Raw genomic sequence first — 20,952 nt, 5'->3', positions numbered from 1 at the left:
GCTTTCTTCGATTTTTAGTCATTAAAAAGTGCCACAATATCGGATAAATCAGCAATGTGTTGATTGATTTTTGATGACGGTTGACCGAGATTAATTGATTTAATGCCTGCATTTTCGGCAGCTTCAACGTCAAGACGACGGTCACCAACGTAATAAGTGCTTGTTTTATCCAACTCATATTTTTCAAGAAGGTAGTTAATCGCTTCGGGTTCAGGCTTACGAGCGAAGCCATTTGCTGATGTCACCACTTCTGTAAAATACTGATGCACGCCTAGTCTTTCTAAAACATCATTTGCCGTGATACCTTTATGCGTATAGGCAAAGTGTGTCACTCCTTTTTGTTTGGTTGCCGCAAGAACCTCTGTTAAATGTGGCATGGGTTTTATCAGATAATCACGCGCTTCCTGCTCTTTTTTAAAGAAAGCTGATAGCTCCGTAAAATCTAATTCTTGCTCTTTTGCCACTTGATAAAGCAAAGCTTTGACCGATTCTTTGATAATAAAATCCATAATCCATTGTTCATCAAAAGCCAAGCCATAATGCGCATAAGTCACTTGCAAGGCTTGCCCAATCGCTTCGTAGGAATCCACCAAAGTTCCGTCAAAATCCCAAATAAATGTTGTCACTTCTGTCTCCTCATTTCAATATTAATCTGAATTCTCCAAGTCCAAGGTAATCCAATAACGCGCTAGACGATGCCCATCCTCTAAATCGATAATATTTTCCAAAATACCGCCAGCTTTTTCAATGGTTCTACGACTGGCAATATTGTCCTCACGCGCTGTGATAAGCACAGGATTGATGCCACGTTTGGCATATTGCTCAAGGGCAAAGCTGAGAAGTCTGGTCATGATACCTTGTCGTCTAAATTCTGGTGAGGTTTGATATCCGATATGTCCACCAATCGTCGCAAGATTGCCCTTTTCCAGCTGCCAACGACAAGATATAAGCGCAGCAATTTTCCCATTCAAAAAGGCATAATAGGTCGTCATCGTTGAATAATCAGGGTTAGTAGTTTGTGTTTCTTGCGCTCTGCTATTTTCCACAAAGGTTTTAAAATCACCAATCTCACGTGTCGTGATAAAGGGATTATCGTCATTTTCCAAAGCCGTTTGATAAGCTCGGTAAGCCGCTTCATCACTAACATCTAGTTTCCTAATTTCCATGCCAGCACCTCCCCAAAATTTTTTCTATTATAACATAAAAACGAGGTTAGAATACTCAACCTCGCTATAATTTTATAGATGTGCTCCTTTTTCAATTAAAGCTTCCAACTCATCCAAGCGTTCCTCAAAAATTCGGAAAGCAGCGTCTAGATAAGCACTTGTTGTCATATCCACACCAGCTTTTTTGATCACATTAAGCGGATAATCAGAATTACCTGCTTTCAGATAATCAAGGTAGCGGTCAATATCAGCTTGTGTACCGTGAACAACCTTATCAGCTAAATAACTAGCTGCCGCAAATCCTGTGGCGTATTGGTAAACATAGTAATTGTAGTAGAAATGCGGAATGCGTGCCCATTCGTATTGGATTTCTAGGTTGTCTGTTTTGCTGAGTCCATAATATTTCTCGTTTAAGTCGGCATAAAGTTGGTTGAGGTAATCACTCGTCAACACTTCTCCAGCTTGGTCTGCCTTATGAATGATATCTTCAAATTCCGCAAATTGTGCTTGGCGGAAAATGGTACTCTTGAAACCATCAAGATAATGATTCAAAATTGCAAAGCGTGCTTTGTCATCATCAACTTCTTTCAAAAGTGTTTCTGTCAAAATATTTTCATTAGTTGTTGAAGCAATTTCTGCCAAGAAAATACTGTAATCTCCATAAACATAGGGTTGATTTTCACGTGTAAATGTCGAATGCAAGCTGTGCCCTGTTTCGTGAACTAAGGTAAACAAATTATCCAAGGTATCTTGCCAATTTAACAGCATGAAAGCATTCGTATCATACGAACCACCAGAGTAGGCACCAGAGCGTTTGCCTTTATTGACATGGACGTCAATCCAGCGTTCTGTAAAAGCACGATGAACACGCTCAGAATATTCTTTGCCAAAAACAGCCAAGACATCTTCAGCTTTTACCAAAGCTTCTTCATAGGTAAAACTCATATCCATTTCAGAAAGTGGCGTATGAATATCGTACATTTTCAAATCATCCAGTTTAAGGATTTTCTTGCGAAGTTCCACGTAACGATGAAGCAAAGGCAGGTTAGCATTGACCGTTTCAATCAAGGTATCATAAACAGATTCTGGAATAAAATTAGCCGAAAGTGCTGCCTCACGTGCTGATTTAAAATGATGAACACGCGCTTCATAGTTATGCACTTTGACATTGGTTTGCAAGGTTTTCGCATAAGTGTGTTGGAATTGTTCATAAGTTGCATACAAAGCTTGGTAAGCTTCTTTGCGGACATCACGATTTTTTGATTCTAACAAGCTAATGAAATTACCATGCGTTAGCTGAATTTCTTTGCCCTCATCATCTGGAACGATTGGAAAAATGATGTCAGCATTATCCAAAAGCCCAAATGTTTCTCCTGCAGCTCCAAAAATTTCTTGCGCACCTGCTAATAATTCTTCCTCAGCCTGTGACAAAACATGCGGTTGACGTTTGAAAAGTTGCTCAAAGAAATGTGCATAAGCAGATAAAGCTGGTGTTTCTGCCACGAAATCCTCAAAAGCTTCTTTAGACAATTGCATCAATTCAGGTTCGTAAAAAGCAAAAATTTCACTAAACTTGGCATAGATTGCTGTTGCTTTAGCTTGGTATTCTTGGTATTTGGCTACTGTTGTATCTTGGTCGTTTTTCATTGAAGCATAAACATAAAGCTTCTCCAAACGACGCGACAAGGCAAGGTAACTTTCCGTAATAGCAAGCAAATCATTACTTGACGCTGTCAAACGTCCTTTGTAAGCTTTAGCATTTTCTAAATCACTATCAAGACTAGCCAGCTCCGCTTCCCAAGCATCATCTGTAGCAAAAACTGTGCTTAAATCCCATTGGTATTTTTCATCAATATGACTACGATTATCTGACATCACATTCTCCTTTTTGAGGTTTATTTACCATTTTATCATAATAAGCTGGCGGATAAAGCCATTGACGTTCTTTTTCTGTTTGATTTTGATAAAAGCGATGAAAATTTTCGTAAAACGGTGATAAATCTTGCGAAATCTGACAGAACCCCTCAACAAAATCAAAAGGACGAACTTGTGGAAAATAAGCCGATAAAGGCAAACTTAGCAAATTTTTCCCTTTTAAATAAGCTTTTTCTTGCCTTTTTAACCAAATTGAATGGCGAGAAGATAACTGTTTTTGAATATAGGTTAATAAGGTTTGGTCTTGGTTTACCTCGTAAGTTGAAAGCTTCTGCTGTCGATAAGGAAGTCGAAAAAATGCCATAATATCATCTGAAAATGAACAAGTCTTGGTTAGATAGTGAACCTTGCCATGCAAATCTTCATAGATTAAATAATGTAAACGAATGAGTTGTTTTGTGACATCCAACTCCCACAAATGAAAGCCCATATTCTGCGAAAAATAAAGAAAATGACGTTGCAAAGGTGATAAACGATTGCCAAGCCACAACTTTTCCCCCAACAACCAAAGTACTTGAATACCATGACTTTGATAGGCTTTTGTGCGTTGAAATAATCGCTGTTCTGATAAGCGCGAACATTGCACTTCTAAAGCCAAATTATCATTGACAAATAAATCAGCCACCTGATGTAAATCTGGTAAAACTTTTTCAACCACGACTTGTTCAGTCCGCGACACAGCATGATAAAGCGCCGCTTTTAACTGAAGGTGCTCACTGCTTTCATTTTCACTATAAAAATCACACTTATCCAAAGAAACATGAGCAAAGTGCGGACGCATAACTTTGCCATTTTTTAAACGGACAGCAGAGCGGCAAGCTGGGCAAACAAAGTTTTGGTTAGCTGGGATACCATCTAACAAGGATACTAATCTTCCATTTTCATCAAGCGCTGATAACACATCACACCTCCTACCTATTTTATTCGAAAAAAATCCTGAAAAACATCTGACACCTAATCCAGATAATTTTTCAAGATTTCTTTTTCGGTAGACGTCAACTCACGATATTGTCCGCTTGGTAAATCGCCCAGTTGAAATTCTCCAAATGTTAGTCGTTTCAAATAGGTTACTTTTACACCGTAGGCTAAAAACATTTTTTTAATCTGATGAAATTTTCCTTCAGAAATCGTGACATAAGCAGAGCTTTTTTCTGTACTTGCCGTGATAAGCTCAAGCTTAGCAGACTTACAAATCGTTCCATCATCAAAGGATACTCCATTTTCAAAAAATGCTGGCGCATCATCAGCTAAAAACGCATTAACCTCGACATAATAAGTCTTGGCAACGTGATATTTGGGATGTAACATTCGGTAACCTAGCGGACCGTTATTGGTAATGAGAAGCAAACCTTCGGTACTGCGGTCAAGTCGTCCGACTGGATAAAGCTGTGGAACACGGTCTGCTTCTTTGATTAAATCAATCACTGTCTGATGTTCTTTATCAGACACTGCTGAAACAACGCCAGCAGGTTTATTGAGAAGAAAATATTTCTCTGATGACTGTTTGACTTGTTTTCCTGATACTGTGATTTTTTGCAGACTGGTCTCAACGTTGAGATTATCCGCTTCAGCCAAACGACCGTCCACATACACTTGGCGACTGCGAATTAATTTTTTAACCTGATTTCGCGACCCAAAACCAGCCTGACCTAATAATTTGTCTAAACGCATGGTTCTATTTTACCATGTTATCAATAATTTTTAGACAGCAAAAGTCTGAGTGTCAAAACCCAGACTTCATGTTTATTAGTTTAATTGACTTGCTGCGGCTTCATCTACAATCACGACAACATTAGGGTGATTTTGAAGGACACTCGCTGGCAATTCTTCAGTGACAGGTCCATTAATCATTTGATTGATAGCGTCAGCTTTACCTTCGCCGTAAGCCATTAAAACAACCACCTTAGAAGCCATGATTGATTTGATACCCATTGAAATGGCTTGTTTTGGCACATCATCCATGCTGGCAAAGAAACGGCTATTTGCTTCAATGGTGTCTTTTGCCAAATCAACAATGTGTGTTGTCACGTCAAATGGTGTCCCAGGTTCATTAAAACCAATATGACCATTGCGCCCAATTCCCAAAATTTGAAAATCAATACCGTGTTCAGCAATCACTTGGTCATAACGACGTGTTTCTGCTTGCAAATCTTCTGCCAAGCCGTTAGGAAGAAAACTTTCTTTAAATGGTTTGTATTGGAAAAGATTTTCTTGCATAAAATGACGATAACTTTGCTCGTTGTCAGCTGCCAAACCAACGTATTCATCCAGATTAATGCTAGTCATATCTGAGAAATCAAGATTGCTCTTTCTAATTTCTTCATAGAAACTAAGCGGTGTGCTACCTGTCGCAAGTCCCAATGTTTTAGCTCCCTTAGCCATTTCATCTTTCAAAAGAGAAAATGCCACTTGACCACCTTCAACTTGATTATTAACACGAATTATTTTCATTTTTAAATCCTCCAACATCTTCTGTTTTGGTATAGACCTCTTATCTATTTTTATTATATGGTATATACCAATCTTTGTCAAGGGAATTGTTTAAAAAAATCCACTCATTATTAATGAGTGAATTTTGCTAGCGTGTTCCTGCTAATTTTCCGAGACCTTCGCCGACATAATAGGCAAAAAGCGCAGCGATTAAGCCAATAAGTAGGGTTCTAAAAATTTCTTTTTTCTTACTGCTACCTGTAATGATTGCTTTCACCAAGCCAAGTAAGGCTAAGGCAAGTGATACCAAGACACAAGCAATCAGAAATGTGTGTATTTTAAAGAGACTAAAAACATTAATCAAAAGATATGACAGTAAAGGAATTAAGCCGAAAGTGATAAATGACATAAAGGTTGCTCCTGCATTTTTTACAGCTTTTGCTTTAACCGCAGATTCTTCTGTCGTAGAGCTTAAATAATCACCAACTGCCATCGAAAATCCGTCTGCTAAAAGATTTGAAAATCCTAAAATAAGAATCGGTTTAATCCCCAAATTACCACCGACAGCTCCTGCTACCACAGCAAACGTTGTGACAATGCCATCCATACCACCGTAAACAATTGACTTTGCATAATCCCTAATTGTCATATCCGTTACCTTCCATTAGTGAGTAATGAGTTAATTTTAATTAGAATCATTCTAAATAACTTCATCTTTATTATATCATCTCTTTAAAACGATTACAATTATCCTCGATCAGATGACGAGAAATAGTTCTCGTGTTATAATGTAAAGTTGAGAATATAAATATTAAGGATTTACTATGAATACCAATGATTTTGATTTTAATTTACCAGAGGAATTGATTGCCCAAACTCCTCTTGAAAAACGAGATAGTTCAAAACTTTTGGTCATTGACCACAAGACACATGAAATGGTTGATGCTCATTTTGACCATATTTTAGATGAATTAAACCCTGGGGATGCGCTTGTTATGAACAATACGCGTGTGCTTCCTGCCCGTCTTTACGGTGAAAAACCAGACACACACGGTCATGTGGAATTACTTCTTTTGAAAAATACACAAGGTGACCAATGGGAAGTTCTTGCCAAACCCGCAAAACGTTTGCGTGTCGGAGTTAAGGTATCATTTGGTGACGGACGTTTAACAGCTACTGTGGTTGAAGAATTAGACCACGGCGGACGTGTCGTTGAATTTGCTTATGACGGTATCTTTCTTGAAGTTTTGGAAAGCCTTGGTGAAATGCCATTGCCACCTTACATTCATGAAAAATTAGATGACCCAGACCGTTACCAAACCGTTTATGCTAAAGAAAATGGTTCTGCTGCCTCTCCTACTGCTGGGCTTCATTTTACTCAAGATTTGCTTGCCAAAATCGAGGCAAAAGGTGTTAAACTTGTCTATCTGACCCTTCATGTTGGGCTAGGAACTTTCCGCCCAGTATCTGTCGATAATATCGAAGAGCACGAAATGCACTCTGAATTTTACACGCTATCTGAAGAAGCTGCCCAAACGCTTCGTGACGTGAAAGCTGCTGGCGGACGTGTCGTTGCTGTCGGAACAACATCTATCCGCACACTTGAAACTATCGGTTCAAAATTCAACGGCGACATCAAAGCTGACAGCGGCTGGACGAATATCTTCATCAAACCTGGTTATGAATTTAAAGTGGTTGATGCTTTTTCAACGAACTTCCACTTGCCAAAATCAACACTTGTCATGCTAGTATCTGCCTTTGCAGGACGTGAATTTGTCCTTGATGCTTACCAACACGCCATTGACGAGCACTACCGCTTCTTTAGTTTCGGCGACGCCATGTTTGTGAAATGATCTAAAAAAGAACGGAAATTTTCCGTTCTTTTTATTCTGCCATATTGGTATAAACGTCTTGGACGTCATCGTCGTCTTCGAGTTTATCAACGAGTGTCTCCAAAATGTCTGCTTGTTCGTCATCAAGGCTAACGTAATTTTGTGGAATCATACTAAGTTGTGCTTGGGCGAATTCCAAATTTTGTACTTGCAAAGCTTCTTTGACAGCTGGAAATTCTTTTGCTTCGGTAAAAATTTCAAAGGCGTCATCTGATGTTTTCAAATCTTCCGCACCAGCATCCAAAATCACTTCAAGCATGGCATCTTCGTCCAAGTCCAAATTATCGCGGTCAATGACAATGTAACCTTTTCGGTCAAACATATAAGCAACAGAACCTGTTGAGCCCATGTTACCACCGTTACGCGTGAAAATGGTATGCATATTCGCATCTGTACGTTTTTTATTGTCAGTAAGAGTATGAACAAGGATAGCGATGCCACCAGGTCCATATCCTTCATAAGTGACTTCATCATAGTTTGTTGTATCGCCAACATCTGTCGCTTTTTTAATCGCACGATTGATATTGTCTTTTGGCATATTAGCCGCACGCGCTTTATCCAAAACTATACGAAGGCTGGCATTCATTGACGGGTCACCGCCACCTGCTTTAGCAGCTACAAAAATCTCACGTGACAATTTATTGAAAATCGCACCACGTTTAGCATCTGCTTCACCTTTTTTATTTTTAATTTTGCTCCATTTATTATGTCCTGACATGCAAAATTCCCCCACTCCTTGCTATTATATCACATTACACCACAAAAAAGCAGAACACCACCGAGTTTTCTCGGATTAACGTCCCGCTTGATAAAAAATCTATAAATTAAAGAATCGTATTAATTAAAGGATTTTTGATACGTTGAAGTCACTTTGTTGCTTTTGAGTAAAGCTCAGCAACTTTTTCCCAATTAATTACATCAAAGAAAGCTTTGATGTAATCTGGGCGAACGTTACGATACTTGAGATAGTAAGCGTGTTCCCAAACGTCAAGTGCCAAAATTGGTGCTTTTCCTTGTGAAATTGGTGTGTCTTGATTAGCTGTCGAGAGCACTTCAAGTTTGCCATTTTCATTCACCACAAGCCAAGCCCAACCTGACCCAAAGCGAGTTGTCGCAGCTTGCGTGAAAGCAGCTTTGAATTCGTCAAATGAGCCAAAAGCTTCCTCAATTGCAGCCAACACTTGTGTTGTTGGTTCTTGTTTTTCAGGTGATAATAATTCCCAGAAAAGGGCGTGGTTCAAATGCCCACCACCATTATTAATCACCGCTTGACGGATATCTGTTGGAATACTATCAACATCTGCCAACAAAGCTTCCAAATCATCTCCAATTTCTGGATGCTTTTCAAGCGCCGCATTTACATTTGCCACATAAGTAGCATGATGTTTATCATGGTGAATTGTCATTGTTTCTGTATCAATATAAGGCTCAAGAGCGTCATATGCATAAGGTAGTTTTGGTAAAATAATAGCCATGCTAATTACCTCTTTCATTTTTGTACCTTTATTTTATAGGAAAATAGCAGAGCTAGCAAATTATTTGACCGCTTTTTTCAAGGCATGATTAGTGATGTTCGTGAGCGATTTTTAAGATAGCAATATCAAATAAATAAGCCTTGTCATATGTCCCAGTTTTAATGGCATAATCCGTTTCAATCAACACCGCCAAAGCTTTTTTCAAGAACGGCATTGAAAGCGTACGAGAGTCACGCAAAGCAAACTTAACTTGATAAGGATTGACACGACGTCCAAGATAATCTGACAGCGCCGTTACAGTTTGTTGTTCATTTTTACCTTGACTGGCTAAAATGCTGACTTGCAAGAACATGCGAAACTGCCCTAACATAATCGCAATCAATTTGATTTCATCCTCACCTTGCAAACGCAAATCACGAATCAGCTCGCGTGCCTCATCGATTTTGCCATTCAAAACAAACTGCGTCAAGTCGAAAATATTATCCTGAAGCGTTTTTGGAATGGCTTGATTAATATCATCTGCCGTGATATGACCATCTTTTTTATAAGATTTCAAAAAAGCAATGTTTTTCAAAATCTCACTGAAATCATAATTGGATTTCAAAAGCAAAGCCTCAAAAACACCTGAATCAAAGGTCAGATTTTCTTTGTGAGCCAATTTTCGGAAATACGTTTTTAGCTCTGCTTCTTTTAATTCACTTGCTTCAAAAATCTGTGCATCACGTTTAAGAATTTTCACCAAGCGACGTTTGCCGTCTAATTTCCCTGGCGCAAAAATAATCAAGCGCGTCGTGTCCAAGGGATTTTCCAAATATACCTCAAAACGTTTGAGTGCCTTATCATCCAAACAAGACCTCTTAGCTGTCGTGATGTCGAGTAAATTATCAAAAATAACCACCTTTTGGTCAGCAAAAAATGGCAGACTTTCAAGGTCCATTTCCGCATCTTGATAATCAACCTCAGCCATATCAAAATAAGAATAAGTCAAGTCATCCTTATCATAACCAACACGTGCCATCATACGTTCTTTCAGCTGAGAAAATTGTCCCAAATCCTCACCCGTCACCACCGTAATTAAACTAAGATTTTCTTTTCGTAATTTATCAATTTCTTCGATTGCAATCATAGAAATATTATAACAAAAAACCATGAGAAAAACTCATGGTTTTAAACTGAAGAAAAAGTCTTTTCAATTCCCCCTACCTCACTGTTTCGATTTTCCAGTGATTTAGTCCTCTAAAGCGGATAGCGCCTTGCTCGTCTGTGCGGTAAATGGTCATGTTTTGTACTCGGAAGCGTTCAAGCGTTTCTTGGTGAGGATGTTTGTATCGGTTATTTTGCCCTGCGGAAATCAAAGCAATTTGCGGTGAAATGTGAGCGAGAAATTCTGAACTTGATGATCCTTTTGAGCCATGATGCCCTGCTTTTAAGACATCAACCGGCAGATTGGGATAAGTTGCTATCAACTCTTGCTCGCCTTCTTCTTCCAAATCTCCTGTAAACAAGAAATTCTTACCCAAAAGATTCCCATAAAGCACCACCGAGTCATTGTTACCACCATCACCAGTCTGGCTCGGATAAAGCACTTGCAGGTGACTTCCCATAATCGGCAAAACATCACCAGCTGTTACCACGCGCACCTTGGTTTTCATGGCTTGTAATTTCGCCACAAAATCTGGCTTTGTCAAACTTCCCTGACTAACCAGAATTTCATCAATTTTCACCTGCTTTACCACCTCTAGCATATCTCCCATGTGGTCAGTATCCGTGTGCGTCAGAACTAACTGGTCAATTTTTCCAACGCCGCGACTGTTGAGATAAGGAATCAACGTTCGCTCCGCATTGCTATCCGTCAGCCGCTCCTGCCACGCGTTCTTCTCACTAAAACTCACCTTTCCGCCCACATCAATTAGCAGCGTATTCCCCTTAACATCACGCACAAAAATACTATCTCCCTGCCCAATATCAACCACCGTCACCTCGTTTTCTAGCGGATGCTTGATTTGAAAAAATAGCAGAGCTACTAAGCTGACAAGAAAAATTGCCGTTTTCTTTCGTCGCCAGCAATCATAAAGCACGCCCAACATTAAAAATAGTAGCACCAAGATACCAAGATTTGGTTTACCAAAAACAATCGGACCGCCCAAAATTGCCTTAGTGTGCTTGATAACAGTTTCCAAGAAAACAAAACAACCATTAAAACAAGTCAGTTTAACCAAGGGCGATAAAATAAAAATGATTGATAGCATTGGCAACATAATAGTGTCAAATGCCACAGAAAAAATTGCGGTCAATAAGACAGATAACGGTTGAAACACAGCAAAAAAATGAATTAACAAGGGCAAACTGGCTAATGAAATCGTCAAACTTTCCGCAATAATTTTCTGATAGCGACTAATGTCATCAAAGTTAATAAAATTGAGAATAAAAGCGTAAGTAAACGAAAGAATGCCTCCCATCGTCAGCAGAAAATTTGGCATAACTATAAAAAGAACAAACAAAGTTAAAGCCAAGTTATCTAATTTTTTAATACCAAGATTTGCAAAAGCAGATTGAATTAAACTCCGAATTACCGAAACAGAAAAGCCAGTCAGCCCCGCATAGACGAGTGAAAATGGGATTTGTAGTATGTCCACATAATCTCGGCGTAACCCAAGACGTAGAAAGAAAAAGCGGAATGCCCCCACAAAAAAGCCAACCTGCATGCCTGAAAGAGCAAAGAGGTGAATAATTCCTAAACTCGTGTAAACCTCACTCATCTCATCAAACGATTTATCCAGATAGCCAAACAAAAGCCCAGTCATATAATGTTGCATAGGAGCAGGAAAATGCTGCTGAATACTAACAATAGCCTTTCGTCGAACATCATGTAGCTTATCCCACAAAGTCGTCTTATGAACAAGTTCAACATTGTTAATCGCCGACAAATTTACCACACGATAAATACCTTCATGTTTAAGGTAAGTACGATAATCAAAACCACCAAAATTCCGCTGGGGCGTTGCTTCTTCCAAGTCCATATCACCAGATAAAACAACCGTTTGATTTAATGTTTTAAAAAAATGCTGTTCTTTCTCCGATTTCAAGGAATAAAAAATCTGATAAGTCCGCCCAGCTTCCTTACCTCGAAAGGACAGCAAATCCCCATTGACCGAAATCGTGTCAGGAATCATCTGGATTTTTGTTAAATGATCTGGTGCTGCTTGATAAGCCTGCTCTGTCTGATTAGCCTTAGTCAGAAAAAATACCGCAAAACAGGTTAAACACAAGCAAACTTGACACCAAGCCTTCCAACCATACTGTTGCCATAAAAACACCAAGGCTAGCAAGAGAAACATCAAACACCCAACCACTTTTGAAAAGCAAAAATAATAGAGCAAAATGAGCAAAAAAGCCAATTGAATTGGCTTAATGGGAAAATATTTAATCAACGGTCACCTCAGATTTTAGCTTTTCTAGTATTTTTTCTCCGATACCAGACACATTCGCTAAGTCATCAACTGATGAAAAACCACCATTAGCATCACGGTAGTCAATAATATCTTGGGCACGTTTGGCGCCAATGCCAGAAATCGTCTGGAGTTCCGCCAAAGTTGCGGTATTAAGGTTGATTTTATCTGAACTTTCTTCCTGTTGAGCGCTGCCATTTGCTTGTGAATTAGTCGTTGCAGGAGCAACATTTTCATCAACTCTTGCCACATAAATCACCGATTCATCGGTTACTTTTTCAGCCAGATTCACCGACTTCTTATCAGCATCTTCTGTAAAACCACCTGCTAATTTGACCACATCTGTCACACGGCTACCGTTTGAAAGCTCATAAACCCCCTCATTTTTCACAGCACCTTTGATATCTACAAACATTTTTTGAGTCTCAGTTTGCGAACTTGAACGTTCTGTTTTTAAATCACTTGCGCTACTACTTGTCGAAAAAGTCGTGCTTAGGGCAGGTAGGTCATTTTGCGCATCCGCTGTTGTTTTTGTCACATTTAACCAAGCAAAAAATCCGATTATCATGACAAGTATTATCCCCAATACCGCTGCCAACGTTTTGTTCTCCAAAAGTTTTTCTTTTATTTCTTCAATCATCTCACTACCTCACTTTTGACATAAAAAATAGACTCATACAAGCCTTTACTTATTTATTCGAAAAAGCCCAGCAAAATCGCTGAGCTTTTGGTTCTTATTTCATTTTACGGTGCTTATCTGGATCCCAAACAAAGCTTGCAATGTAGCTAAAGAGCAATGTCAACAGAACAACGATAATCGCCACAAGTCCAAGAGGAATACGGTAAATGTAAGTTAATGGATTTGGTTTTTTGTTGGTATGATAAGTCGCATTTTCAGCATCCAAGCGATCAAATTCTGTTTGAATACGGTTTGCCACTTCTTCAATCCCTTCATCATTCATGCGTTTGATATCAGAAATGTCAACTGGATTACCAAAGTTCATATCCACACGTTCTCCAGTCAAAAGCCCTTTTAATTCCATTGGTCCTGCATAAACGACTGGCATAATCTTAACCTTCGCCATTTTAGCAATAACAGCAACCCCACCTTTAACATCGGTTGAATGACGGCTACCACTTGGAAACATCACAAGTGAACGATTGCTTTTCTTCAACATGTTAATAGGGTATTTAAGAGCTTTTTGCCCTGGATTTTCACGGTCAATCGGAAAGGCACCACACATACGAATCCACCAACCAAAGATACGGTGCGTAAATAATTCTTTCTTCGCCATGAAAATAAATTCTTTCGGACGAGCAGCAAATGCCATATAAACTGGATCCCACCAAGTACGGTGCGGTGCAACCAAGATATAGTTCTCATCCTTGCTTAAAATTTTGTCCTCATTATGATAGTGAGCATTTCCATTGATAATCCAAAGTAGGAAAACCACTAATCCTCGTAAATAAGTATAAAACACAGATTTACTCCTTTTTCTTCAAACATTCTTTAACATTGTACCATGCTTGAGCCGAAAAATCATTACCTAACTAGTGAGAAAAATTAAAATTTGCTATAATAAATATCATGATTAAATCAATTTTAAAAGCTGGCGAACGTATTGACCAGCTCTTTTCGACAGATGTCAAAATTATTCAAAATAAAGACGTGTTCAGTTATTCTATCGATAGTGTCTTGCTGTCACGTTTTCCAAAAATCCCTTCACGTGGCTTGATTGTTGACCTTTGTTCTGGAAATGGTGCCGTAGGACTTTTTGCCAGCACGCGCACCAAAGCACCAATTATCGAGGTAGAATTGCAAGAACGTTTGGCAAATATGGCAGAGCGTTCAATCCAGCTCAATCAATTAGAAAACCAAGTTCAGATGATTAATGACGATTTGAAAAATCTGCTCAAGCATGTGCCACGTTCTGGTGTTGATTTGATTCTGTGTAATCCACCTTATTTCAAGGTTTCAGAAACGTCAAAGAAAAATCTTTCTGAACACTACCTTCTTGCTAGACATGAAATTGCTACCAATTTAGAAGAAATTTGTGAGGTAGCCAGGCACGCGCTCAAATCAAATGGACGACTAGCTATGGTACATCGACCAGACCGTTTCTTAGACATCATTGATACCATGAGACAATACAATCTAGCGCCAAAACGTATCCAATTTGTTTATCCTAAAATAGGTAAAGATGCTAATATGCTCTTGATTGAAGCGATTAAAGACGGCTCTACTGACGGACTAAAAATTCTCCCACCACTCTTTGTTCACAAAGAAAACGGTGACTATACGGACGATATTTTTGAAATTTATTATGGAAAAAACGGAAGAAAAAACTAACAAAGCTTATATGTATGTTGTCGAATGTGCTGATGGCACACTCTACACAGGCTACACAACCAATGTTGAAAAGCGTATCAAAACACATAATAGCGGCAAAGGTGCAAAGTACACTAGAAGTCGCCTACCAGTCAAACTCATCTACCAAAAAAGCTTTGACAGCAAAGAAGCCGCCATGTCCGCCGAAAGCTACTTCAAACAAAAAACACGACAACAAAAGCTAGCATATATAGAAGAACACACTTCCATTTTCTGAAGTGTGTTCTTCTATCTCATTCGCTAATGTAATAATTGATAGAGAGCGCCTAATAAATTCGCATCATTACCGAAACTAGTTTTAACAATATTAGGGCGTGTTAAAACACTTTTAGTTCCTGAAAGGTCTTGTGAGCTGATCCCACCTCCAATAGCAAAAGTATGTAAATCTAAGGTAGCATGCACATTCAAAATAATAGTCGCAATGGTTTACAATAGTCTTCAAAAGTAGCTACTGCTTCTGTTTTTTTGATTGAACAGCTTTAAAAGCTATTAAGCCGTCTTTAATATCTGAATTTCCAATTATCTGATTGATTTTTTCAATCATTCCCACAGCAGACTCTAGATAGCCACTCATCTTGTCAAAACTTTGATTAGCAGGATTTAGAAGTATAAAACTTAACTCACCTGCTTGAAAATGTACACCACTGCGTAATTTCCCATTCAAAACGAGACCGCCACCAACACCAGTTCCTAAAATAATGGTTGCACCATCTGATACACCTTTCAAACTCCCCTGCCAGACCTTTGCTAAGGCTGCTGCCTTACCATCATTAAGCACCGTAGCTGGTAAATCATAATTTTCTTTAATACGCTCTTTAATATGAACATCATCCAAACAAGTCAGGACACCACCCAAATAAATGATACCATTATCAATATCTACACGGTCCGGAGCACTAAACGCCACTCTTTGAATCTGGCTACGATAAGTCAAGATAATGTCATCAATTGCTGACCAAAAATCATCTAAATCCTTAGGAGACATCACATGATTTTTCTCTAAAATCTCCTCGGAAGCACTCATCAAAGCATATTTTATATGAGTACCAGCAATATCAAAACTTAAATAACATGTCATTTCCTCACTGCTCATCTCTTAACTGACGAGCTGTCTTTCCAAAATTTGTTTCCAAGGCGCGGTTCATTGACCGTAAGCCGCTAAAACCATGTTTTAAAGCAATATCTGTCAGACAATCCTTGGTTTCAATCAAACTATCACGTGCTTTTTGAGCACGAATAGTTGCTAGGTATTGCCCTAAGGTTACCCCCAAGTGAGCTTTGAAAAAGCGTGCCATATAGGAGCGAGACAGATGACAATGTTCTGCCAATTCTTCCAAACCAATGGTCTCCTGATAATTTTTCTGCAAAAAAGAATCAATCTCCTTGATACGCTCAGCAATTTGAAGGCGATTATCCTTATGAACATCAGCCACAGTATCAACCAAAAAAGAAGTCACTAAAATATCCAAAACCTGTAAAATACCTAAATTTAATTTCAGATTTTTCTGTGGACTATCTGCCTGAAAATCTCTTATAATCATCTCTAAGATATCTTGGAGATGATTATAAGCCTGCTTTTGCTGCGTTGAAAAAGTCTCTGGATGATTGATATCAAACTGACAGTGACTAATATCTTCATATTGACCAACCAAAAATGGATAAGGATAGGTAATCGTCAGAGCCAACTCAGGCTCTTCCTTATAATTCAAAACACGAATGCTGTGAATATCCTGAGTATTAACCACTAAAATTTGACCTGATTGGGTTTGAAAATTTTCACCTGCAATGTAAAAATGATCAATGGATCCTTTTGAGGTATAGCTTAATTCAACAGCCCTATGCCAATGCGGCTCAATATAGGCAGGCGACTGCTCATTGTGAACATATAAAAATGACAATAAGCCTTGATTAGGGTTGACCACTTCATGCTGACACGTTTCCAAGAAAGACCTCCTGATAGGAAAGAAACTCGCTTTCCAACGAGTTCTTCTCTGATATTATTTGTGTATATTATGCACTCTGACATAATGCACAAGCGCATAAATTGTTATAAGTGCAAAGCCAATAGCTGAAACCAATAAGGTGTTGCTCGCTTCAGAACCAAAGAAAGCCGATAGAGCTCCCATAACCGTAGGAGAGACAAAACAACCAACATTCACCATAACTAGAACAAGTGTTGTTGCTAAGTTAACAGAATTTTGAGGTGCTGCCCAACCAAGCCAGTTGTACATATATGGTACCGCAAATCCAAAACCAATACCAGTAATAACCATAGATAACAGTAAAATAACTAAATTTTGTGAAAATGCTGTCAGCAGAAAACCTAAAGTGACTAGAAAAAAACCAAGTGGAAAAATTTTATCACGCAATTTTTTAAAGAAGAAACCAAAGGTAACCCCAATAGGGATACCCACCAATGTCGAAAAGCCTGCTACCATAGCTGCTGTCGAAGTAGTACCGATACCATTTTCTACAATCATAGTTGGTAATTTATAGCTCATCGGTAAATACAGCATGAAAATAAAGAACATCAAAATAGCGATAAGAATGACTTTACCATTGATTGATTGCTTTTGCTTATTTCCATTTTGATTACCAAATTGAGTAGTTTCTCTTTTCAATGGCACAAATAGCGTAAATAAAATAAGAGATGGGATAACCAGAAAATAAATAACAAAGGCTGCATGCCAACTAATCGTAACCAAATAACTGACTAAAAAAGAAGATACCGCCGCACCAATACTGCTCATAACATTTTGGAAACCAAGCATAGAGGCGCGTTCTTCCTCATCATCAACATAAAATTGAGGAATCAAACTGACTGCTAGAGAGTTAAAAAGTCCAATTCCTGCTCCGAGTAGAAAACGCGAAATCAAAATTGGCGTAAAAGCCACAGCATACATTGGAAACGTTCCAGCTAACAAGGTAATAACCAAACCAATCAATATAGTCAATTTTTGTCCAAGAGCACGTATCAAAAACGGACTGACAAACAAACCAACCATAATTCCAAAATTTGGAATAGTAGATAGTGTCTCAACACCACTTTGACTGACACCGGGAAAAGCATTATACATAAGTGGTAAAGCTGCTGAAATCTGGGGTGCAATCATTAAAAAGAGAGAAATAGAGAGCAGAGAGATTTTAAAAGATAGTTTATCTTTTACTGGTTTCATAACGAAATCCTCCTAGAGTATAAAATATGACTGGTTTAACAGATTTGTAACGTAACTTCTGCTAAGCTTTTCTTACTTTTTATTATAACGAGTTAACAGAGTTTACAAAATAACAAGAGTTCCCAGAAAAAGGCGTCTAGTAACCTTTTTCTATATCATAAATAGGTTACTAGACGCCTTTTTTTAGATAAGATAGTGCTAGAATTTTACTCATTTTTAACCTAAAATCGTAGTGTCTTAAAAATAGATTTAGAAACGAGGTCTTACAAAATGACGATCAAACAAGAGGTTTTAGAAGCTGCGAAAACATTAAGTGCACTTTTTAAAGAAGGTGATGATAAACGTGACGCCGGACTGCCACATGATATTCCTGAGGTTGAACGTTTTGACAACATCGCCTATGGTCCTAAAGAAAAATGGAATCTCCTAGATATTTACCTTCCTAAAAAACGTATAGACAAGGTTCCTACTATCATTAATATCCACGGTGGGGGATGGGTCTATGGTACCAAGGAAACCTATCAATTTTTTGGACTTAGCTTAGCTAAAGAAGGTTTTGCTTTTGTTAATTTTAACTACCAACTAGCACCTGAAGTCGAATTTCCTGGAGAACTCGATGATGTCAACCGTGCTGTACACTGGGTTGCTAGCCACGGTAGCGATTATGATATAGATTTAAATAATATTTTCATCATCGGTGACAGTGCTGGCGGACAAATGGCGGTGCAGTATTTGACTATCCTCACCAATAATGACTACCGTCAAAAATTTGGCTACGACAAACCTAACATGTCAGTGCGTGCAGCTGCTATTAACTGCGGAGCTTCTTTCCTCAACCTTCCTGGTACTATTGAAGGTGCCCCAAAGGCTTACTTTACCGATACTGTTTTAGAAAATAAAATGGATATGCTGCTAACCGAAAAATATATCACACCAGCCATACCACCTTTATTCCTCACAACCGCTAATCAAGATTTTATTCGTGATTGTACTGTCAGACTAGATGGTTTCCTGCGTGCTAAGCATATTGAACACGAATTTCGTACCTATGGAACCCCTGAAGAACCAAAAGGACACGTTTTTAATTACAATATTAAAGATCCTATTGCTACTGCTTGTAACTTGGAAATATTAGCATTTTTCAAACAGTACATTGCTTAATATCAATTACCTCTGCTAGAATAGCGGAGGTTTTTTACCTGTATTCAAAAACACACCCTGTCATCACAGAGTGTGTTTTATGATTATCTTTCCCCTTTATTACGGATAACAAATCCTGTTTTCTTTTCGCTTGATGTGCGATGTGGGCGTTTGTTATCTTTGTTTTGGAAATCACGTTTGTTCTTAGATGACGTACGTTTGAAATCACGATAGCTGTTATTATCTCGGTCATCACGTTTTCTGTCTGAACGTCCACCACGGCGATTATCACGACCGCGACCATTGCCACGACCACCCTTGCGGTTATTAAAGCCACCACCTGATGGTTTAAATGGTAATGGTTTTTCACGAGCAATTTCCACTTTTGGAAGCGTATCTGGATCTTTAACGGTCAAGTTCAAGATGTACAATGCTAATTCTTCTGGTGTAAATTCTGCTGCCAATTTAACGGCATCACCTTTGAATTTGTCAAAGTTTGCACGAATCGCTTCATCCGCAAAATCACGTTCAATTTTCTTAAGCGCAACTTTTTTCTTCGCTTTAAAGGCTTCATCAGCAGTCGCTGGTTTCAAGCCTTTCATGCGTTTTTTCGTCAATTTTTCAATAATTGACAAATATCCCATTTCGTTTGGTGCCACGAAAGTGATTGATTGACCATGTTTCCCAGCACGTCCAGTACGTCCAATACGGTGAACATAGCTTTCTGGGTCTTGTGGAATATCGTAGTTATAAACATGTGTGACCCCTGAAATATCAAGACCACGTGCTGCAACGTCAGTCGCAACCAAGATGTCAATATTGTCATTCTTAAAATCACGAAGAACACGGAGACGTTTACCTTGGTCAAGGTCACCGTGAATACCTTCGGCACGATAGCCACGTAATTTCAATCCACGTGTCAATTCATCCACACGACGTTTTGTACGCCCAAAGACAATTGACAATTCAGGTTGGTCAACGTCCATAAGACGTGTCATTGTATCAAATTTATCTTGTTCTTTAACGCGAATATAGTATTGGTCAACAAGATCAGTAGTCAATTCTTTAGCAGCAACTTTAACGTGTTCAGGGTTTTGCATAAATTTCACCCCAATACGTTTGATAGCTTCTGGCATCGTCGCTGAGAAAAGAAGAGTTTGACGTGTTTCCGGAACACGACTAATAATGGCTTCAATATCTTCTAAGAATCCCATATTAAGCATTTCATCTGCTTCATCAAGGATTAATGTTTCAACATGGTCAAGTTTCAAAGCTTTGCGTTTAATCAAATCAAGCAAACGCCCTGGTGTTCCCACTACAATATGAGCTCCTGAACGAAGTGCCTTAATTTGTTTTTCAATGCTTGACCCACCGTAAACGGAACGGACTTTCACACCTTTTTCACGACCGAAACGAAACAATTCTTCTTGTCCTTGAACAGCCAATTCACGTGTTGGCGCAATAACCAAGGCTTGAACAACATTACGATTTGTATCAATTTTGTTCAAAGTTGGCAAGCCAAAGGCAGCTGTTTTCCCTGTTCCAGTTTGTGCTTGTCCGATAACATCCTTACCTTCCAAAGCCAAAGGAATCGTTAATTCTTGGATTGGAGATGGCTCAACAAAGCCTGCTTTTTCTACGGCAGCAAGGATATTTTCCGATAAGTTAAGTTCTGTAAATTTCAAATTTTTCTCTTTTCTAAAAGGCAGTGCGAAGCTGCCTTATTAAACTTTAATCGTTGTTTAACAACTTATCTAGTTTAACACATTCCAAGTTAAAAAGATAGGAAACAATTTCATTTATTAAAATAACACGTTTTCATAACTTCTATTGAAAGTTCTAAAATGAAATTAGTCACTTGAGTGTATCAAAAAACATCTCAGAGAGATATAATTGTAAT

At 38.6% G+C, this 20,952-nt stretch carries 21 protein-coding genes; 4 read left to right on the top strand and 17 right to left on the bottom strand.

The features are described from left to right. Positions 1 to 14: 14 nt before the first annotated feature. The 7 genes from E8M05_RS03315 to E8M05_RS03285 all read right to left on the bottom strand — a co-directional run bounded on the left by E8M05_RS03315 (position 15) and on the right by E8M05_RS03285 (position 6,180). On the bottom strand, positions 15 to 626 hold the full coding sequence (locus E8M05_RS03315) for an HAD-IA family hydrolase (RefSeq protein ID WP_003063855.1): 612 nt from the start codon (positions 624 to 626) through the stop codon (positions 15 to 17). Between the two features lie 21 nt (positions 627 to 647). Further along, entirely contained in the window at positions 648 to 1,166 is a 519-nt protein-coding gene (locus E8M05_RS03310) for a GNAT family N-acetyltransferase (protein ID WP_013851609.1), read from the bottom strand. A gap of 72 nt (positions 1,167 to 1,238) precedes the next feature. Then, on the bottom strand, positions 1,239 to 3,041 hold the full coding sequence (pepF, locus tag E8M05_RS03305; protein WP_013851608.1) for an oligoendopeptidase F: 1,803 nt from the start codon (positions 3,039 to 3,041) through the stop codon (positions 1,239 to 1,241). Next, positions 3,031 to 4,002: a competence protein CoiA gene (locus E8M05_RS03300; protein WP_013851607.1), complete on the bottom strand. Its 972-nt coding sequence runs from the start codon at positions 4,000 to 4,002 to the stop codon at positions 3,031 to 3,033. Before E8M05_RS03300 ends, pepF begins: the two co-directional genes overlap by 11 nt. Positions 4,003 to 4,055: 53 nt before the next feature. Next, positions 4,056 to 4,772: a pseudouridine synthase gene (locus E8M05_RS03295; protein ID WP_013851606.1), complete on the bottom strand. Its 717-nt coding sequence runs from the start codon at positions 4,770 to 4,772 to the stop codon at positions 4,056 to 4,058. Positions 4,773 to 4,847: 75 nt separating this feature from the next. Next, positions 4,848 to 5,552 carry a glucosamine-6-phosphate deaminase gene (gene nagB / locus E8M05_RS03290; RefSeq protein ID WP_041972899.1) on the bottom strand — a complete coding sequence of 235 codons (705 nt, stop codon included), beginning with the start codon at positions 5,550 to 5,552 and terminating at the stop codon, positions 4,848 to 4,850. Positions 5,553 to 5,679: 127 nt separating this feature from the next. After that, positions 5,680 to 6,180 carry a VIT1/CCC1 transporter family protein gene (locus E8M05_RS03285; RefSeq protein ID WP_003063844.1) on the bottom strand — a complete coding sequence of 167 codons (501 nt, stop codon included), beginning with the start codon at positions 6,178 to 6,180 and terminating at the stop codon, positions 5,680 to 5,682. Between the two features lie 175 nt (positions 6,181 to 6,355). Here E8M05_RS03285 and queA point away from each other — a divergent pair, with 175 nt between their 5' ends. Beyond that, positions 6,356 to 7,384 (top strand): tRNA preQ1(34) S-adenosylmethionine ribosyltransferase-isomerase QueA, encoded by a 1,029-nt coding sequence (gene queA / locus E8M05_RS03280; RefSeq protein WP_048791498.1) that lies wholly within the window; start codon positions 6,356 to 6,358, stop codon positions 7,382 to 7,384. Positions 7,385 to 7,415: 31 nt separating this feature from the next. On the opposite strand, the gene E8M05_RS03275 is transcribed toward queA, so the two are convergent. From E8M05_RS03275 to E8M05_RS03250, 6 genes are all read right to left on the bottom strand, one after another. Next, positions 7,416 to 8,141 (bottom strand): YebC/PmpR family DNA-binding transcriptional regulator, encoded by a 726-nt coding sequence (locus E8M05_RS03275; RefSeq protein ID WP_003063840.1) that lies wholly within the window; start codon positions 8,139 to 8,141, stop codon positions 7,416 to 7,418. Between the two features lie 148 nt (positions 8,142 to 8,289). Next, the gene (gene sodA, locus E8M05_RS03270; protein ID WP_013851603.1) at positions 8,290 to 8,898 is read right to left on the bottom strand and encodes a superoxide dismutase SodA; all 609 of its coding nucleotides are present in this window, start codon (positions 8,896 to 8,898) and stop codon (positions 8,290 to 8,292) included. 88 nt (positions 8,899 to 8,986) lie between these two features. After that, entirely contained in the window at positions 8,987 to 10,024 is a 1,038-nt protein-coding gene (gene holA / locus E8M05_RS03265) for a DNA polymerase III subunit delta (protein ID WP_003063837.1), read from the bottom strand. Between the two features lie 73 nt (positions 10,025 to 10,097). Further along, on the bottom strand, positions 10,098 to 12,329 hold the full coding sequence (locus tag E8M05_RS03260; RefSeq protein WP_048791497.1) for a DNA internalization-related competence protein ComEC/Rec2: 2,232 nt from the start codon (positions 12,327 to 12,329) through the stop codon (positions 10,098 to 10,100). Next, positions 12,322 to 12,987 (bottom strand): helix-hairpin-helix domain-containing protein, encoded by a 666-nt coding sequence (locus tag E8M05_RS03255; protein ID WP_048791496.1) that lies wholly within the window; start codon positions 12,985 to 12,987, stop codon positions 12,322 to 12,324. Before E8M05_RS03255 ends, E8M05_RS03260 begins: the two co-directional genes overlap by 8 nt. 94 nt (positions 12,988 to 13,081) lie before the next feature. Then, on the bottom strand, positions 13,082 to 13,828 hold the full coding sequence (locus tag E8M05_RS03250) for a lysophospholipid acyltransferase family protein (RefSeq protein WP_003063827.1): 747 nt from the start codon (positions 13,826 to 13,828) through the stop codon (positions 13,082 to 13,084). A 107-nt stretch (positions 13,829 to 13,935) separates the two neighbouring features. Between E8M05_RS03250 and E8M05_RS03245 the strand changes: the two genes are divergently transcribed. Together E8M05_RS03245 and E8M05_RS03240 are read left to right on the top strand one after the other, a co-directional pair. Beyond that, positions 13,936 to 14,697 (top strand): tRNA1(Val) (adenine(37)-N6)-methyltransferase, encoded by a 762-nt coding sequence (locus E8M05_RS03245; RefSeq protein ID WP_003063822.1) that lies wholly within the window; start codon positions 13,936 to 13,938, stop codon positions 14,695 to 14,697. Next, positions 14,672 to 14,953: a GIY-YIG nuclease family protein gene (locus E8M05_RS03240; protein ID WP_003063819.1), complete on the top strand. Its 282-nt coding sequence runs from the start codon at positions 14,672 to 14,674 to the stop codon at positions 14,951 to 14,953. The genes E8M05_RS03245 and E8M05_RS03240 overlap by 26 nt, the downstream gene beginning before the upstream one ends. Positions 14,954 to 15,184: 231 nt before the next feature. Here the strand turns inward: E8M05_RS03240 and E8M05_RS03235 are convergent, their stop codons facing one another. The 3 genes from E8M05_RS03235 to E8M05_RS03225 are packed head-to-tail and all read right to left on the bottom strand — an operon-like array spanning position 15,185 to position 17,912. Beyond that, on the bottom strand, positions 15,185 to 15,814 hold the full coding sequence (locus E8M05_RS03235) for an ROK family protein (protein WP_048791504.1): 630 nt from the start codon (positions 15,812 to 15,814) through the stop codon (positions 15,185 to 15,187). Between the two features lie 4 nt (positions 15,815 to 15,818). After that, positions 15,819 to 16,679, bottom strand: coding sequence for a helix-turn-helix transcriptional regulator (locus E8M05_RS03230; protein ID WP_048791495.1), 861 nt, complete (start codon positions 16,677 to 16,679; stop codon positions 15,819 to 15,821). A gap of 54 nt (positions 16,680 to 16,733) precedes the next feature. Then, the gene (locus tag E8M05_RS03225; RefSeq protein WP_048791494.1) at positions 16,734 to 17,912 is read right to left on the bottom strand and encodes an MFS transporter; all 1,179 of its coding nucleotides are present in this window, start codon (positions 17,910 to 17,912) and stop codon (positions 16,734 to 16,736) included. A gap of 270 nt (positions 17,913 to 18,182) precedes the next feature. Between E8M05_RS03225 and E8M05_RS03220 the strand changes: the two genes are divergently transcribed. Then, on the top strand, positions 18,183 to 19,073 hold the full coding sequence (locus E8M05_RS03220) for an alpha/beta hydrolase (RefSeq protein ID WP_003063810.1): 891 nt from the start codon (positions 18,183 to 18,185) through the stop codon (positions 19,071 to 19,073). Positions 19,074 to 19,156: 83 nt separating this feature from the next. Here E8M05_RS03220 and E8M05_RS03215 read toward each other — a convergent pair whose 3' ends face one another. Next, complete coding sequence (locus E8M05_RS03215) at positions 19,157 to 20,737, bottom strand: degradosome RNA helicase CshA (RefSeq protein WP_003063808.1); 1,581 nt, start codon at positions 20,735 to 20,737, stop codon at positions 19,157 to 19,159. Positions 20,738 to 20,952: the final 215 nt, after the last annotated feature.

It is taken from the genome of Streptococcus pasteurianus, from assembly GCF_004843545.1.
GTDB classification, from domain to species: Bacteria; Bacillota; Bacilli; order Lactobacillales; family Streptococcaceae; genus Streptococcus; species Streptococcus pasteurianus.
This window is presented reverse-complemented; position numbering and strand designations above follow the sequence as displayed.

Coding starts and splice junctions, on each gene's coding strand:
- E8M05_RS03310 (WP_013851609.1), bottom strand. CDS start 1,166: ATGGAAATTAGGAAACTAGATGTTAGTGATGAAGCGGCTTACCGAGCT.
- pepF (WP_013851608.1), bottom strand. CDS start 3,041: ATGTCAGATAATCGTAGTCATATTGATGAAAAATACCAATGGGATTTA.
- E8M05_RS03295 (WP_013851606.1), bottom strand. CDS start 4,772: ATGCGTTTAGACAAATTATTAGGTCAGGCTGGTTTTGGGTCGCGAAAT.
- nagB (WP_041972899.1), bottom strand. CDS start 5,552: ATGAAAATAATTCGTGTTAATAATCAAGTTGAAGGTGGTCAAGTGGCA.
- E8M05_RS03285 (WP_003063844.1), bottom strand. CDS start 6,180: ATGACAATTAGGGATTATGCAAAGTCAATTGTTTACGGTGGTATGGAT.
- queA (WP_048791498.1), top strand. CDS start 6,356: ATGAATACCAATGATTTTGATTTTAATTTACCAGAGGAATTGATTGCC.
- E8M05_RS03275 (WP_003063840.1), bottom strand. CDS start 8,141: ATGTCAGGACATAATAAATGGAGCAAAATTAAAAATAAAAAAGGTGAA.
- sodA (WP_013851603.1), bottom strand. CDS start 8,898: ATGGCTATTATTTTACCAAAACTACCTTATGCATATGACGCTCTTGAG.
- holA (WP_003063837.1), bottom strand. CDS start 10,024: ATGATTGCAATCGAAGAAATTGATAAATTACGAAAAGAAAATCTTAGT.
- E8M05_RS03255 (WP_048791496.1), bottom strand. CDS start 12,987: ATGATTGAAGAAATAAAAGAAAAACTTTTGGAGAACAAAACGTTGGCA.
- E8M05_RS03245 (WP_003063822.1), top strand. CDS start 13,936: ATGATTAAATCAATTTTAAAAGCTGGCGAACGTATTGACCAGCTCTTT.
- E8M05_RS03240 (WP_003063819.1), top strand. CDS start 14,672: ATGGAAAAAACGGAAGAAAAAACTAACAAAGCTTATATGTATGTTGTC.
- E8M05_RS03235 (WP_048791504.1), bottom strand. CDS start 15,814: ATGACATGTTATTTAAGTTTTGATATTGCTGGTACTCATATAAAATAT.
- E8M05_RS03225 (WP_048791494.1), bottom strand. CDS start 17,912: ATGAAACCAGTAAAAGATAAACTATCTTTTAAAATCTCTCTGCTCTCT.
- E8M05_RS03220 (WP_003063810.1), top strand. CDS start 18,183: ATGACGATCAAACAAGAGGTTTTAGAAGCTGCGAAAACATTAAGTGCA.